Origin of the sequence: Amycolatopsis sp. NPDC051716 (assembly GCF_040681595.1) — a bacterium.
Taxonomy (GTDB): Bacteria; Actinomycetota; Actinomycetes; order Mycobacteriales; family Pseudonocardiaceae; genus Amycolatopsis.
Genome location: NZ_JBFAZA010000026.1, coordinates 21,221 through 36,241, shown reverse-complemented (window position 1 = coordinate 36,241; position 15,021 = coordinate 21,221). Strand labels below are relative to the sequence as shown.

Genomic DNA, 15,021 nt, shown 5'->3' with positions numbered 1-15,021 from the left:
GGCCTGCCGCCCGGCGGGCGGGACCGCGCCGGGCGGCGTCGCGTGTCCGGACGATGTGTCCGTCGAGGACTTTGGCGCCGGTCCGGACCTCGGGCCGGGCGCGCCGCGGAGCGAGGTCGTTCCGCGGCAGTCCGAGGCGGAGCGCGCGGGCCGCCGGTCAACTCCTCTGTGCGCCGCGAATTCCGATGATCCGGCGGTACAGCCCGGCACCCGGACCGAGCCCGGCCGGCTCAGCGTCCCCGCCGTGTCCCAGGAGGGTCGCGTTCCCGCTGGTCCACCGGGGTGGGACCGTCCCGGCGTCCCGGGTCGGCCGCCGGAGGGGGATCGGCGGCCCGGCCGCTGCCAGCCTTCTCGCCATGCAAAGACTCGCTCTGGCCGTCGCGGTGCTGCTGGTGTTCCCCGCCGCAGCCGCGGTTGCGGCCGAACCCGTTGCGGTGTGCGGGCACACCAGTACCCAGCCCACCCTGAAACAAGGGGCGACCGGCGCCGCGGTCGCCGAGGCGCAGTGCGAACTGAACCTGGCGACCAAGGCGAGCCGGTACACGCCCGTCGGCGCCGACGGCTCCTTCGGCCCGGCGACCGAAGCCCGGGTCCGCGTGTTCCAGAAGTGCGCCGCCCTGAGCGTGGACGGCCAGATCGGGCCGAACACCTGGGCCGCCCTCAACTCCTGGTCCGCGCGGCCGCGCAAGTGCGCCACCCAGGGCACCGCCGACGCCGCGCAGAGCGTCGTGTGCGGCCTTTCCACCGCCCGCCCGACCCTGCAGAGCGGCGCCAGCGGCACGGACGTCAAGGAACTCCAGTGCCGGCTCAACCTCGCCATGGAGCCGGGGCACTACCCTCCGCTGACGATCGACGGCCAGTTCGGAGACGGCACCCGCACCCGCGTGATCCAGTTCCAGCACTGCGTCAACGCCAGTGCCGACGGCGTCGCCGGGCCCACCACCTGGGCGAAGGTCACCGACTGGTCCGGCCGCAACACCTACTGCACGCCGCCGAAGCCCGCCGGGCACCCGATCGACGGCGTCGACACGGCGAAGTACCAGCACCCCGGGGGCGCGCCGATCGACTGGAGCGCGGTGAAGGCGTCCGGCGTCGAATTCGCGACCGTCAAAGCGACGCGCGGCCTGAACGTCACCGACGACTACCTGGCCACCGACCTGCCCGCCGCGCGCAACGCCGGCCTGGCCGTGGGGCCGTACCACTTCTACACGGGCACCGCGGCCGGCACCGGCGGCGCGCAGGCCGACCGGTTCATCGCCGCCGTGAAGGCCACCGGGTACACCGGCAAGCGCGCCGGCGACCTGCCGCCCGTGTTCGACCTGGAGTGGAAGGACGACGGCTCCGGCGGCTGCCCGCCGCACGTCACCGTCGCCGACGCCAAGGCGTGGCTGGACAAGGTCCAGGCGGCGTTCGGCCGGACCCCGATCATCTACACCCAGAAGTCGTTCCTGGACGCGTGCCTGGGCGGCACCACGGCGCTTTCGGCCTACCCGATGCAGCTCGCCGACTACCGGCAGTCCGTCACGCAGCCGGCGCTGCCCGCCGGCTCGAAAACCTGGCTGATGTGGCAGTACACCGACGCGGCCATCCCCGCCGGCATCCCCGCACCGGCCACCGGCGACGTCTTCAACGGCACCCAGGCCGACCTCGACCAGCTCGCCAACCGCTGAAATCCCCGCTAGGAAAGGACGAGAATGAGTCTCCCCATGAGCCGCCGCTCGGTGCTCCGCGGCGCGGTCGTGCTCGGCGCGGCCGCCGCGGTGAGTCCGCTGCTGCTGACCGGCACCGCCCAGGCCTACCCGTGGTCCCGCACGCTGAAGGAGGGCAGCACGGGCGCCGACGTCACCGAGCTCCAGATCCGGGTCGCCGGCTGGGCGGCCGACCACGCCGCCCAGAGCCGCGTCTCGATCGACGGCGAGTTCGGTCCCGGCACCGCGGCGGCGGTCCGCAGGTTCCAGGCGGCCTACGGCCTCGGCGCGGACGCCCAGGTCGGCCCGGGCACCCAGGCCGCGCTCAACGCGCTGGAGCAGAGCGACGGGTCCACCGTCCACTTCAACTTCAGCGAGTTCACCGACCGCGACAGCGGCACCTTCAACGGCGGCAAGGTCGGCGCGGCCACCGCCAAGGAGAACGCCCGGCGCTGCATGTACAAGCTGGAGGCGCTGCGCAAGAAGCTCGGGAACAAGCCGATCACGGTGAACTCCGGGTTCCGCAGCATCGCGCACAACGCGGAGATCGGCGGCGCGAGCGACAGCATGCACCTGTACGGCACCGCCGCCGACCTGAACGTGCCGGGCGTGGCCAACAAGACCGTCTACCAGAAGGCCGAGACGTGCGGGTTCTCCGGACTGGAGACCTACAACACCGACCACCAGCACGTGGACAGCCGGGCCGACCTCGGCCGGTCGTGGTGGTGGGAGAACGGCACGGTCTGAGGCGGCCGGGGCGCCGGGGAACCTGGGGATTCCCGGCGCCCGGCCGGGCTCAGTGCGGCGGCGGGCTCGTCAGCGCCGCCGAGCAGGCCGGCCAGTCGTGGAAGTCGTGGCGCACGCTCCACAGTCGGTGCGCCGCATCGATGTTCCAGACGGGGTCGAACGCCTGCCGCGGCGAGCCGCCCAGCTCCAGCAGCCGGGCGTCGGAGATCTGGAAGACGCCCCAGTTGCGGCTGCCGTTCGTGTTCGGCAGCACCCAGAGCGGATCGAGGAACGAGGCGCAGCGCGCGATGGCGACCGCGGTGTCCGGCGCTTCGGTGAACACGGCCCGGACCCGCTGCTCCACCATGGTCGCCGGCCAGGTCGCCATGCTGGCCCGGCGGTCGTACAGCGCGGTTTTGGTGGCCTCGTCGACCACACCGCGGGCGGGCAGGCCCGCCAGCACCTGGAACGCGGTGACCCGGCGCAGCGTCTCCGGCCCGAACGAGCCGTCGACCGAGAGCCGCCCGTGAACCGCGACCAGCAGGTTCTGCACCTCGGTGACGCACTCGTCGTGCTGCCCCATGCTGACCGGCGGCTGGCACCCCGGGGAGAACAACATCCGGTCGGCGTACCGGCCGGTCGCCGGTGCGGACGCGTCGGCGGTGAGCCAGACCAAACCGGCCGCCAGCAGCACCACGACCGCGATGGCCGTCGCGGCGTAGGCCCGCCGGCGGCGTGGCGGCGTGGTGTCCTCACCGGTCCCGGTCCGCTCCGCTTCGTCGACGCGGCCGGCGTCGGCCAAGGCCCACAGCTGGTGCAGTTCCCGCAGCTCCGCCGGGGAGGCGCCGCAGACCTTGCCGAACGAATGGACGACGCGGTAGTCGGCGGGGACGCTCTTGCCGGAGCAGTACCGGTGCAGGCTCGAGCCACTGGCCCCGGCCTGCTTGCCGAGCCGTTCATAGCCTTGCCCGCTGCGGTCTTTCAGCATGCGCAGGTAGGCGGCGAACTTGTCCGTGTGCAGTGTCACTGTGACTCGAACACCTCGCTCGGGCAGCGGATGACGGACGGAAGTTAACACCGTCCCGCCGCACTCCGGGCAGAAACTGACGGATTACGCCACCCGGGGGAAAGCACCACCCGGGCCGGATCGCCACCACGGTGCCGACCCCTTGAGCGTCGCCGTGGCACGGCGCGGCAAAATCTCGTGCTTCACGGCTGTCCGGTGACGCAGTGCGGCGCGACGGCCGCGGCTCCTGGGGTAAGTCGGCGTGCCTTCCCGTTCGCGCCGGCACACCTGCTCGAGCGTCGCGTCCGGGGTCACCGCCCGCGTGCGAGCTGCTGCTGCGAGGCGTTCACCGCGGGCGACCACGTTCTGCGGAAGCGTTCCTCCGGTCGACCTGGCCGGCGAGTGTCTCCGCGTTCGCCAGGTACCGCGCCACCGGGCCCAGGGTCAGCAGTCCGCTGGCGCCGCCGGCGTCTTCCGCGTGCGCGGCGTGCAGGGCGGCCGCGGCCCGCGCGGCGGCTTCGCGTTCGCCGAGGCGGACCGCGGTGTGGGCGGTCAGGCACCACATCGCCTCCTGCAGGTGGTCGGGCGGTGGCTCCGGCGCCGCGGCCAGTGCAGCACGGGCTTCCTCATCACGGCCTTGGGCCAGCAGCACGGGGGGACGTGCCCAGGGCAGGTACGGCCCCCAGTCCAGGTGCCGGTCGGTGGGGGCGGGACGGTCGTGCAGCAGGCGCAATCCCAGCAGGGCGAGCGGGAACAGACCGCGGTGCAGTCCGGGCATTCCGGCGGACCGGAGGGCCTCCTCGGCGGCGCGGTACTGCGCCGCGGCCGTGGCGGGGGCCGGTCCGCCGGGCTCGGTGCTGCGGGTGGCCGTGACGCGGGCTCGGAACCAGGCGGTGAGGACGCCGACGAGCGGGGCCTCGGTGGTGGCGGCGAGCTGTTCGGCCGCCGTCGCGTGGGCGGCCGCGGTGTCCAGGTCGCCGAGGGCCGAGGCGGACTGCAGGCGGGCGAGCCGGCCGAGGACCGCGAAGTTCGGCAGGTCGTGCCGGGTCGCCAGGTCGAGGATCTCGGTGCCGATCCCGTCGCGCGCCGCCGCGAGGCCGGGGTGGGCGAAGGATTGCAGGAACACGCCGTTGAGCGCGAACGCCAGCAACGCGGGATCGCCCAGCTCCCGGGCCAGCGCTTCGGCTTGGTGCGCGGCCTGCCGGGCGCGGCTCAGCTCGGCCGCGGCCAGGCCGGCGGTGCGGCTTTCGACGGCGATCGTGGCCAGCAGACGCGCCCGGAGGTCGGCGGGCTCGTCCGGGCCGAGCCGGGTGAGCGTGCGTTCGGCGGCGGTGACGACCGCCCGGGACTGCTCGGGGTCGTCGGCGCGGCTCCAGATGGCGGGCACGTCGTAGGCGCCGATGATCCGGGCGGTCAGGCGCAGGTCGCCGGTGCGTTCGGCGGCGTGGATCGCGGCGAGGCGGTCGCGCCGGGAGTGGATGAGCGCGTCGCCGCCGGCCAGCGCGAGGGTGCGGGCGAGGTCCACGGTGGTGCGTGGGCCGAGCCGGACACCGGGGCCGGTCCACGCGTTCGGCGTGCCGTGAGCGGGCCCGGTCAGGATCTCGGTCTCCAGCCGTTGCAGGTCGGGGCCGGGATCGAGACCGAGCTGGTCGACGAGCATCGTGCGGGCGCGGCGGAGGGTCGACAAGGCGTCGGCCTGGCGGCCGGCCTGGTGCAAGGCGCGGGCCAGCAGCCCCCAGGCCGGTTCGCGCCACGGGTGTTCGGTGACGTGCGCGCCGAGTTCGGCGACGAGGTCGGCGCCGTCCCCGGTGTCGAGGAGGATGCGGGCGCGCAGTTCCAGTGCCGCCAGCCGAAGTTCGTCCAGCCGGGTCCGTTCGCGTTGTGCCCACGGCGAATCCGGCACGTCGGCGTAGGCGGGGCCGCGCCAGGCCGCGAGCGCCGCGCTGAGTTCGGTCACCGCGCCGGGGGAGTGGCGGGTGCGGGCGAGCGCGTCTTCGAACCGGTGGACGTCGACGTCTTCGCGAGGCAGCCGCAGCGCGTATCCGGGGCCTTCGGTGACGATCACCCGCGGCGGGGTGCGCGGTGACCGGCCGGGTTCCAGGGCGCGGCGCAGCGCGGCGACGAACGTCCGCAGCGCGCCGACCGCGCGGGCCGGTGGCTCGGCCCACAGGTCGCCGACGAGGGTGTCGGTCGTGACCAGCCGCCCTTCGGCGGCGACGAGGCGGGCGAGCACCTCGCGGTGGCGGGGACCGCCGAGGCCGACCGGGCTGCCGTCGTCGCGCAGCGCCCGCACGGCACCGAGCACGTCGATTCGCATGCCCCCATCATCGGTGCCGGAGGCCGGGTGCGCCCGGGCGCACTGATCCGTTGCTGATCGCCGTCGCTCAGGCTCGGTCAGGTCAAGTTCCCCGACCCGGAAGACGGCCTTCGATGACACTCTCGATTCCCGGTTTCGACCACGTCCGCCTGCCCGGTGCCGGCGGCGTCGGGCTGGCTGCCGCGGTCGGCGGCAGCGGCAGCGGCAGCCCGGTGGTCCTGCTGCACGGGTTCCCCCAGACGCACCTGATGTGGCGGCACGTCGCCGAGCGGCTCGCCGGCGAGCACACGGTGATCTGCCCCGACCTGCGGGGTTACGGCGCCAGCGACAAGCCGGCGGCCACCGGCGAGGACGTCTACGCCAAGCGCACGATGGCCGCCGACGTGGTGGCTCTGGCGGCCGCGCTCGGCCACGAACGCTTCGCCCTCGTCGGGCACGACCGGGGTGCCCTGGTCGCGTTCCGGGCGGGCTTGGACCACCCGGAGACCGTCTCGCACCTGGGCATCCTCGACGTCGTCCCGACGCTGGACATGTGGAACGTCCTGCACGGCGTCCCGGCGGCGGTCGGCTACCACCTGTTCCTCATGGCGCAGCCGCCGGGTTTGCCCGAGACGATGATCGCGGCCAGCGCGGACGCGTTCTTCGGTTCGTTCCTCGACGCCTGGGCCAATGATCCGGCCGCGATCCCGGCGGAGGTGCGCGCGGAGTACCTGCGGGCGAGCGCGGCGGCGGTGCCGTCGATCGTCGCGGACTACCGCGCCTCGGCCGGTATCGACGTCACGCACGATCAGGCGGACCTGGATGCCGGGTCGCAGCTGGCCATGCCGGTGACGGTCGTCCAGCAGGACTGGGGCGCGCAGCTGGGTTACGACGCCGCGGGGGTGTGGAAGGCGTGGGCGCCGGACCTGGACCACCGGCTGACCCGGGCGGGGCACTTCATGGCCGAGGAGGCGCCGGACGAGATCGCGGGAGCGATCCGGGACCTGCTGGCCCGCTGATCACGCCCGGATCAGCCGGGTCGCCGCCGCCACAGCGTCGTGGTGCGCGGCGATCGATGTCCCTCCCCATCGTGATCAGCGGCGGATACCGGCGACGAGCTCTTCCCAGTTCCGGTGCGCGATCCGCTCGCGGCCGGCCTCGTCGATCGGCGCCGTGTCCAGGAAACGCCGCGCGGATCCGGCGCGTTCGGTGTTGAACGGGTAGTCGGAGGCGTACATGATCCGCTCGGCCCCCACCGTCTCCAGGCTCCACCGCAGGTACTTGTGGCTGGAGATGCCGCCGGGGGTGATGAAGATGTTCGAGCGGAAGTACTCGGCGATCGGGCGCCGCAGGGCGACGAGCTTGTCCATGGCCGCGACGCGGTCGAGGTAGAACAGCACGACCTCGCCCCAGTGCCCCAGAATGACCTGGAGGCCGGGGAACCGGTCGAAGACGCCGGCGACGATCATCCGGAGGATGGTCAGGCCGGCGTCGTAGTGCCAGCCGAACGCACCGGTGGCCAGCATGCTGTCCACCGGCTCGCCGAAGCCCCGGTAGTAGGCCTCCGTGACGGCCGGGACCGGAACGCCGGGGTGCAGGTAAACGGGTGCGCGCAGGTCCTCGGCGGCCTCGTAGACGTCCCAGAATCCGGGCGCGTCCAGAGCGCGGCCCCGCGAGCCGGCGTTGACCAGCGTGCCGTTGAGCCCGAGTTCGGTGACCGCCCGCCGCAGTTCGTCGGCCGCGGCGGCCGGCGCGGAGGTGGCGAGCGCCGCGAATCCCTGGAAACGCCCGGGGTGCCGGCGCACGGCGGCGGCGATCAGGTCGTTTGTGGGCGCCTGCAGGGCGACCGCCTCCGCCGCGTCGAGGTTCTGCAGTCCCGGCGTCGTGAGGGACAGCACCGTCGTGTCGATCCCGGCGTCGTCCATGGCCGCGATGCGTCCGCCGCCGACGTCCAGCAGTGCCGGGGTGAGGTCACTGGCGACGGCCCACTTCATCATCGGCTCGGCGAGATCGGGGTCGTGCCGCCGCCACGCCTCGATCACGTCCGCGGTGACGAAGTGTTCCTCGAGCCCGTACAGCTTCATCGAAACTCAGCTCCGGACGGTCTTGAGCGCGCCGGCCCACGACTCGAGCTGGTCGAACAGGACGGAAGCGGCGCCGTCGTGCAGCGCGGAGGGCTCGAAGGCCGAGAAGTTCTCGAAGTCGGTGAACAACGAGAACGACAGCTGCTGGCGCACGTGGGCCAGTTGCAGTTCGCTCGAGATGGCCCGCAGGTGCTCGATCGCTCGCGTGCCGCCGAGCGCGCCGTACGAGACGAAGGCGGCGGCCTTGTTGTTCCACTCGGTGTAGAGGTAGTCGATGGCGTTCTTCAGCACTCCGGACGTGGAGTGGTTGTACTCCGGGGTGACGAAGACGTACCCGTCGAACTCGCCGATCTTGGCGGACCAGGCCTTCGTGTGCTCGCCCGCGTACACGCCCCGGCTCGCCGGCACGGCCTCGTCCAGGTGCGGCAGCGGGTAGTCGACCAGGTCGATCAGCTCGTAGTCGGCGTTCGGCCGCTCCTTGGCCTTGCCGAGCACCCAGTTCGCCACCGCTTCGCCCTTGCGGCCGGGACGGGTGCTGCCGAGGACGATGGCCAGCTTCAGGTCGTTCATGGAGGTTCCTCACCGTCTTCTCACTTGAATGTTCAAGTGTCACGCTAGCTGCCTTGACATGAATGTTCAAGTCAATGGCCGGGTCAGTACACTGCGCGCATGTCTGCCTCACGGGAGCCCGGGGCGTCCGGGCCGCGCTGGCTCAGCGGTGACCAGCTGGCGGCGTGGCGCGGGTTCATGAAGCTCGCTCAGAGGCTGCCCGCCGCCCTGGAGTCGCAGCTCCAGCGGGATTCGAAGCTCAGCTTCATCGAGTACTACGTGCTGGCACACCTGTCGGATCAGCCCGGGCGCCGGATGCGGATGAGCGAGCTCGCGGTCCTGGCCAACACGGAGCTTTCGCGGCTGTCGCACCTGGTCGGCCGGCTCGAGAAGCGCGGATTCGTGTGCCGCGAGCCCGACCCGCACAACGGCAGGTACACACAGGCGATCCTGACCGACGCCGGCCACGCCTACCTGGCGGACGCGGCACCCGGACACGTCGGCCGAGTGCTGGACCTGTTCGTCGACGCCCTGACCCCGAACGAACTGCGGACGCTGCAGCGGATCTCGGACAAGGTGCTCGCCCGCGTCGAGCGCGCACAACGTGCGTGACTGAACCGCGCAGCGCGACACCGGCAGGTTGACGTGGTAAGTGGCGCTCGGTTCGCGGCATGGGCGGACGGGTTGCCCTGCAAAACCATTGGTGGACCGGCTTGCTCCGCTGATGTACTGATGTGCCACCGTGAGTCCGCCGCGTGACGGAGGTAGTGGTTGTGCCGGGTTATGAGGCGCTTGCCGAGGTGTACGAGTGGCTCATCTCCGACGTGAGGCTGGCTCCGGCCGAGTTCGCTGCGTCGTTCGATGACGTTGTCGGTCTTCTGCCGTCCAATGCTCACGTCCTCGATTGTTCGTGCGGGACCGGGCAGTTGGCGGTGGGCCTCGCCGGTCTCGGTATGCAGGTTGTCGCCACTGACGCCAGCGAAGCGATGGTTCGCCGGACTGCGGAGTTGTCTGTGGAGTTCGGGGCAGCTGTCCGGACAGTGCGGGCGGACTGGGAAGAGTTGCCCGGCCATTTCGATGACGCCACTTTCGACATGGTGTTCTGCGTCGGCAACTCGCTGCACCATGCCGTGGGCGCGAGAGGCAGGGGTGCTGCTCTGGAGTCGATGTCACGGCTTCTGCGCCGTGGCGGGCGCTTGGTGCTCACTTCCCGCACGTGGGAACTGGTGAGGGCCAGAGGTTCCCGGCTGGACATCAGTGATCGGCTCGTCCGCCGGAACGGTCGTGATGCCGTCGTGGTCTACCGCTGGGAGATCGCGCCGCTTTGGGAGGAGGAGCACCACATCGAGATCGCGATCGCGCAAGTTGGTGCGGCTGGGTCGGTTCTTGTCCGCTCGGAACTGCTGTCGTGCTGGCCCTACCGATACGACGAGCTCGAAGTGGAGTTGCACCGGGTCGGCCTTCGGACGGAGATGAGCACGTTCGACCCTGGGGCCGAGAACTACCTGGTGGTGGCGAGCAAGGTATAGCCGACGGGCTCACCGCCGGACACGCACCACGGCGCGCCGATAGCCGAGCGTCTCCGCAAGGATCGCGGGCGGGTGTGAGCTTCGTGAGGTCATGCAGAGTGCACAGCCGGGCTGCCCGGTGTCATCGTCGACGTGGGCCTGCTCGACACGGTTACAACGTCAACGTTCCTTGATGAGGCGCTAGTGTCGCGCGTCGCAAGTTGTTTGACGTCCGGGAAGAGCGCCCCAATGTGGCCTTCGGTGCGTTCAACGCGACCAAGGCCACATTGGGGCGCTCGGGGACCGGGCCGCTGTCACTGAACTTCGGACGCGCGACACTAGCTCGTGTGCACGGCGTCCTTGCCGTACAAGGGTTTGGTGAAGCTGGAGAGGTAGGTGTGTACGTCGGCGGCGCCGAGGTTGTAGGTCAGGTACACGCCGTAGCCTTCGTTCACGGTTCGCTGGGCGAGGCCGGCGGCGGTGCTGGTGGACGTCGCCGCGATCTGGACTGCCGCGGGGGAGAGCCCGGATTTGGGGAGGCCGATGTTCGGTACGCCCCAGGTGCCGTAGTAGGGGTTCCAGGCGTAGTTGAACTTCGAGGTGATGTCGGTGCCGCCGTAGGACAACCGTGACGCCGATGGGCCGATGTTGTACAGCGAGATCAGCTTGGTGGGCATGGCGGCGCGCAGGGCCGTGACGAGGTGGACGAAGGAGCCGGCGTTGGGCTGGCCGGTGCCGTTGTTGCCGTACTCGGCGTATTCGTCGTCGAAGTCGATGCCGTCGAGCCCGTACTTGGTCACGGTGTCGGACAGCTGTTTGGCGAAGGCGGCGGCCGCCTGCTGGGACGGGAAGTTGGCGAACCCGGCACCCTGGTGGTTGCCGAGGACCGACAACATCACCTTGATGCCTTTGGCCTGCAGCGGGCGGACCTGGGTGCTCACGTTGCTGAGGACGTTCTGCACGTTCGGGTTGAAGTACAGGTAGGCCGACTTCGTGGCGGTGTCGTAGTTGATGTTGGCGGCGAAGATGACGCCGATGTCGAACACGTTGCCGCCGCCTTGGGCGAGCGCGTACTTGCCCACGTTCAGCATGCTGTTGTTGTTCACCTCGACGTAGGCCACGCTGATCGGCCCGGTCTTGCGCGGCGCGGCGGACGTACTCGCCGCACTCGTGCCCGTCATCGTGCCCGCCAAGAGGGCGGCGCCTGCCAGCAACGCGGTGATCCGACCAAGCTTGACCACGGTAGCTCAACTCCTGCCGAGTGGTTTGAACCATTGTCCATGTATGTGCTTTTCCGCTCGCTTGTCAAGAGTGGTGATCGACTAACGGGCCCGGTACCTCGATCGGCCTACGCGGTTCGTCGCACTCGGCGCCTCGCCGGCCGCGACGCAGCAGCTGGTCCGCCACCGGCAGAGCAGCGCGGGAATTTCCGCAGGTGGGTACCAGCGGCAGCAGCAGGCGCGCTCCCCGGCCACGGACATGAGCTCCTGGCCGTCCGAAGTCCGCGTTCGGGATCGTTCGGGATTGCGTCGCGGCCCCTGGCACCCATGCACGCTCGGAGGCAGGCAGGAAACCCATGGCCGATCATCCGGAGGTTGACCCGATCATGAAGACGACCACCCGCACCATCGCGCTCGTCGGCACGGCGGCGCTGGCAATGACCCTGGCCGGCACCGCGCCCGCCGTCGCGACACCGGCCGGCGGCAAATGCCTGGTACACCACGGCCTCGGCCAGCAACCGGTCGCCACGATCGTCGCCGATGCCGAGCCCCCCGAGAACGAGGCGTGCGGCGTGGGGATGATCACCCTCCGGGTCTGGCGCAACGACGTCCTGATGTCCTCCCAGTCCGGCTGGGCCGGGCTGCACTACGAGTACAACTGCGTCACCACGGCGCCGACCGTGTGGCGTACCAACTGGGACCCGGCGCAGACCTTCGACTGCGGCTGAGCCGGGCCCGCGAACCCGCGGAGCGGGGCCCACCCCGGGGGCCGCGAATCGATCGTCACCGGGTGCGGTCGGCCAAGGTCGTCCGGCTGCGCTTTTCGTCGGCGGCAAGGTGGGTGCGGATTTCGTCGGCCTCGGGCATGCCGAGGTCGGTGTAGGCGTCCAGCGCGCGCCGGTAGTGCGACCGGGCTCGACCGGCCCTGCCTTGCGCGCGGTGGGCGTTGCCGAGGCCGGCGTGGGCACGGGCCTGCTGTTCACGCAGGCCCAGGTCCGCCGCGATCGCGTTCGCGGCGGAGTGGTGGGCCAGAGCGTCGGCCGGACGGCCCGTGGTGTGCGCGGCTTCGCCCAGACCGTTCAGCGCGCTGGCTTCTCCCCGGCGGTCCCCGATCTCGCGGAACAGGGCGATGGCCTGCTGATGCTGTCCGGTGTCCCGGCCGGCACGAGTGTGGAGGGTGCCGAGGTAGTTCAGCGTCCAGGCTTCGCCGACGGGGTTGGCGAGCTGCCGGTATTGGACCAGCGCCTGCTGGAGGTGATCGCTCGCCTCCCCGTACCGGCCCATCCGGACCTCGACCTGGCCGAGGCAGGTCAACGTCCAGGCCTCGCCGGTGTGGTCGTCAAGCTGCCGGAAGAGGGCGAGGGCCCGCGCGAAGTGCTCGGTGGCCTGCCCGGTGCGGCCCAGCCGGCTCTCGACGTCGCCGAGGTTGTTCAGCGCATGGGCTTCGCCGGTCCGGTGACCTGCCCGCTGGAACAGGGCCACGGCCTCCGTGTAGTGGTCGGCGGCGGGCTGGTTGTGTCCCAGTATTCCTTCGACGACGCCGAGGTTGGTCAAGGCGCGGGCTTCGCCCGCCTGGTCGCCGGCCTGCCGGAACTGTTGCAGGGCTCGGCGGAGAAGCCCCGCGGCCGGTCGGTACCGGCTCAGGCTCGTCTCGATGACCGCCAGGCTGGTCAGTGCGTGGGCCTCCGCCTGCGGATCGTGGGCGTGCCGTGCGGCGTCCCGGGCGTGCCCGAAGACGGCCAGGGCATCGGCGAAGTACCCGCCGCTGAGGTACCGGAACAGGGTGGTGGACAGCCGGGCGGTGTGGCTCGGCCAGCCGTGGGCGGCGGTGTGGGCGGTGACGGCGACCAGGGCGAAGCGTTCGGCGTCCAGCCAGGCGCGGGCGCGGTCCGGCTCGGTCAGCTCCGGCACCGGCGTTCCGGGCCGGTCGGTCCGTGGCCGGCGGTTCGTCTCGGCCGGGTGCAGCGTGTCCATCGCGGCGGTGGCCGTGGCCAGGTAGAAGTCGAACAGCCGGGTCAGTGCGGCGCGGCGTTCGGGCGGCGGGTCGTGGTCGCCGGCCCGGCCGGCGGCGTAGGCGCGGACCAGGTCGTGGAGGGTGTAGCGGCCCGGAACCTCCTGCTGCAGCAGGTGTTCCAGGCACAGACGCTCGAGGAGCACCTGGACGGCGGGCAGGTCGCAGCCGGCCAGGGCCGCGGCGGCGTGGACGTCGAAGTCCTGGCCGGGGTGCAGCGCCGCCAGGCGCAGCAACCGTTGCTCGCCGGTGGGCAGATTCCGGTAGGACAGGTCGAAGGCGAGTTCCACGCCGGTGTCCAGGCGCCGGTCCTGGTGGCGCTCGTCGAGCCGGTCGGCGTGGTCGGTGAGGGTCCAGCCGGACCTGCCGCGGATGTGCCCGGTGACCAGGCCGAGCGCGAGCGGCAGGTGGCCACAGCGGCGGGCGATCCGGACGGCGGCTCGCGGGTCGCCACCGTCCGGAACCCCGGCCACGGCCCCGGCCACGAAGGCGGCAGCCTCCTCGGGGGTGAACACGTCCACCGTCAGGTGGGTCGCGGGGCGCAGATCGGTGAGGTCGCGACGGCTGGTGATCAGCACCGGGCAGCCCGGGGTCCCGGGCAGCAGCAGGCGGGCGTGCTCGGCGTCGGCGGCGTTGTCCAGCACGACCAGTGTCCGGGTGCCGGCCAGCCGAGCCCGGTACGCGGCGGCCCTGGCGGCCAGGTCGTACGGGATCTGCTGCCCGGACACGCCAAGCACGCGTAGGAAGCCGTCCAGCACCGCGGCCGGTTCGGCCGGTGGCTGGGCCGGATCGGGGTGAACCCCGCGCAGGTTGACGAACAGCACCTGGTCGACCAGCCCGTCCTGGATCAGCAGGTGCCCGGCGCGCACGGCGAGCCGGCTCTTGCCGACCCCGGCCAGCCCGGTGATCGTCACCGCGCCGCCCTCGGCACCCGTTCGGCGCAGCCGCTCGAGCTCACCGGCCCGGCCGGTGAACCCGGGCGGATCCGCCGGCAACCGGCTTTCGACCCTGACCTGCGAGCCTGCTCGGGCCTGCCCGCCGATCACCCGCAGCGCCTGCCGCCACTGCGTCACGTACCCGGCGTCCGGGTGCAGTGCCGCGGCGACCGCGATCACCAGGTCGGCGTTGACGCGCCGCCGCCCGGTGCGGAAGCAGTCGGCGACGGTGGTCTTGCCGGTCAGCTCGGCCGGGGGCCTGCCGTTGGCCAGCCACGCTGTGTTCACGCGGTCTTTGATCGTTTCGTAGGACGGCTCGCCGGCCCAGGTTTTCAGGGACCGCAGCACGTCGATCAGCTCGTCGAGTGAGCCGGCGCGGCCGGGATCCGGTGGGACGACGAATGCGCGGTCCGCTCGAGGCACAACCATGACAGCCCCCTTCTCCATGCACCATCGGGGATGTCCGGGGCGCTGTCAACGATCCGCCGTCCGGAATCGTTCGGGATTGTGCCGCGGGCCCCCGCCGCCGGTGAACGCTGCGCAGGCAGGAAGCTCGGCGGCCATGGCCGGCCGGTTGCCGAGGAGCGTCCGGGGCAACGTTCTCCCTGTTGCCGCCGGAGCAGTGGAGTGATCAATTCACCGACCGAAGGGGAGCAATGTGAGCAGAAATTCGATGAGCCGGGCTCTTTTGACATTTCTCATGACCATCGTGACCGGGGTGGCGGTACTCCTCGGGGCCTCCGGTGCGGCGGGGGCGTCGACCTCCGTCGGCGCTGCTCCGGCCGCGGTGAGCGATCCGCTGCTGTTCTACCGGGCCGGCGACGGCTTGGCCGTGACCGGCTCGGTGGACGGTGGAGGGAATTTCGCCAGCCTGCAAGGGGTTGGCGGGTTCTCCCTCGGGTGGACTCATATCACTTCGGTGGGTGGTGGGCGTGTTTTGTTCTACCGGGCCGGTGATGGCTTGGCTGTGACCGGTGTGGTGAGCGGTGCTGGTGGTT

Annotated in this window: 13 protein-coding genes; 7 read left to right on the top strand and 6 right to left on the bottom strand. The window is 71.5% G+C overall.

Features of this window, described 5'->3' with window-relative positions:
- Positions 1–356 precede the first annotated feature (356 nt).
- The gene (locus AB0M30_RS30780; protein WP_364590719.1) at positions 357–1,670 is read left to right on the top strand and encodes a GH25 family lysozyme; all 1,314 of its coding nucleotides are present in this window, start codon (positions 357–359) and stop codon (positions 1,668–1,670) included.
- Positions 1,671–1,694: 24 nt separating this feature from the next.
- Positions 1,695–2,435 (top strand): D-Ala-D-Ala carboxypeptidase family metallohydrolase, encoded by a 741-nt coding sequence (locus tag AB0M30_RS30775; protein WP_364590716.1) that lies wholly within the window; start codon positions 1,695–1,697, stop codon positions 2,433–2,435.
- Positions 2,436–2,484: 49 nt separating this feature from the next.
- Here AB0M30_RS30775 and AB0M30_RS30770 read toward each other — a convergent pair whose 3' ends face one another.
- Together AB0M30_RS30770 and AB0M30_RS30765 are read right to left on the bottom strand one after the other, a co-directional pair.
- Positions 2,485–3,441, bottom strand: coding sequence for a helix-turn-helix domain-containing protein (locus AB0M30_RS30770; protein WP_364590712.1), 957 nt, complete (start codon positions 3,439–3,441; stop codon positions 2,485–2,487).
- Positions 3,442–3,766: 325 nt separating this feature from the next.
- Positions 3,767–5,737, bottom strand: coding sequence for a BTAD domain-containing putative transcriptional regulator (locus AB0M30_RS30765; RefSeq protein ID WP_364590709.1), 1,971 nt, complete (start codon positions 5,735–5,737; stop codon positions 3,767–3,769).
- Positions 5,738–5,850: 113 nt separating this feature from the next.
- On the opposite strand from AB0M30_RS30765, the gene AB0M30_RS30760 reads away from it, so the two are divergent.
- Positions 5,851–6,735, top strand: a complete 885-nt coding sequence (locus AB0M30_RS30760) for an alpha/beta hydrolase (RefSeq protein WP_364590706.1) — start codon at positions 5,851–5,853, stop codon at positions 6,733–6,735.
- A gap of 75 nt (positions 6,736–6,810) precedes the next feature.
- Here AB0M30_RS30760 and AB0M30_RS30755 read toward each other — a convergent pair whose 3' ends face one another.
- On the bottom strand, positions 6,811–7,800 hold the full coding sequence (locus tag AB0M30_RS30755) for an amidohydrolase family protein (protein WP_364590703.1): 990 nt from the start codon (positions 7,798–7,800) through the stop codon (positions 6,811–6,813).
- A gap of 6 nt (positions 7,801–7,806) precedes the next feature.
- Positions 7,807–8,370 (bottom strand): NAD(P)H-dependent oxidoreductase, encoded by a 564-nt coding sequence (locus tag AB0M30_RS30750; protein ID WP_364590700.1) that lies wholly within the window; start codon positions 8,368–8,370, stop codon positions 7,807–7,809.
- Between the two features lie 99 nt (positions 8,371–8,469).
- Here AB0M30_RS30750 and AB0M30_RS30745 point away from each other — a divergent pair, with 99 nt between their 5' ends.
- On the top strand, positions 8,470–8,961 hold the full coding sequence (locus tag AB0M30_RS30745) for a MarR family transcriptional regulator (protein ID WP_364590697.1): 492 nt from the start codon (positions 8,470–8,472) through the stop codon (positions 8,959–8,961).
- 143 nt (positions 8,962–9,104) lie between these two features.
- Positions 9,105–9,878 carry a class I SAM-dependent methyltransferase gene (locus AB0M30_RS30740; RefSeq protein ID WP_364590695.1) on the top strand — a complete coding sequence of 258 codons (774 nt, stop codon included), beginning with the start codon at positions 9,105–9,107 and terminating at the stop codon, positions 9,876–9,878.
- A gap of 317 nt (positions 9,879–10,195) precedes the next feature.
- Here the strand turns inward: AB0M30_RS30740 and AB0M30_RS30735 are convergent, their stop codons facing one another.
- Positions 10,196–11,098, bottom strand: a complete 903-nt coding sequence (locus AB0M30_RS30735; protein WP_364590692.1) for an endo-beta-N-acetylglucosaminidase H — start codon at positions 11,096–11,098, stop codon at positions 10,196–10,198.
- A 365-nt stretch (positions 11,099–11,463) separates the two neighbouring features.
- Between AB0M30_RS30735 and AB0M30_RS30730 the strand changes: the two genes are divergently transcribed.
- On the top strand, positions 11,464–11,805 hold the full coding sequence (locus AB0M30_RS30730; RefSeq protein ID WP_364590689.1) for a hypothetical protein: 342 nt from the start codon (positions 11,464–11,466) through the stop codon (positions 11,803–11,805).
- A 55-nt stretch (positions 11,806–11,860) separates the two neighbouring features.
- Here the strand turns inward: AB0M30_RS30730 and AB0M30_RS30725 are convergent, their stop codons facing one another.
- A complete protein-coding gene (locus AB0M30_RS30725; protein ID WP_364590686.1) occupies positions 11,861–14,452 on the bottom strand; it encodes a tetratricopeptide repeat protein in 2,592 nt (863 codons plus the stop codon).
- Positions 14,453–14,723: 271 nt separating this feature from the next.
- On the opposite strand from AB0M30_RS30725, the gene AB0M30_RS30720 reads away from it, so the two are divergent.
- Positions 14,724–15,021 (top strand): hypothetical protein (locus tag AB0M30_RS30720; protein WP_364590683.1); only part of this gene is annotated, 298 nt, incomplete at its 3' end.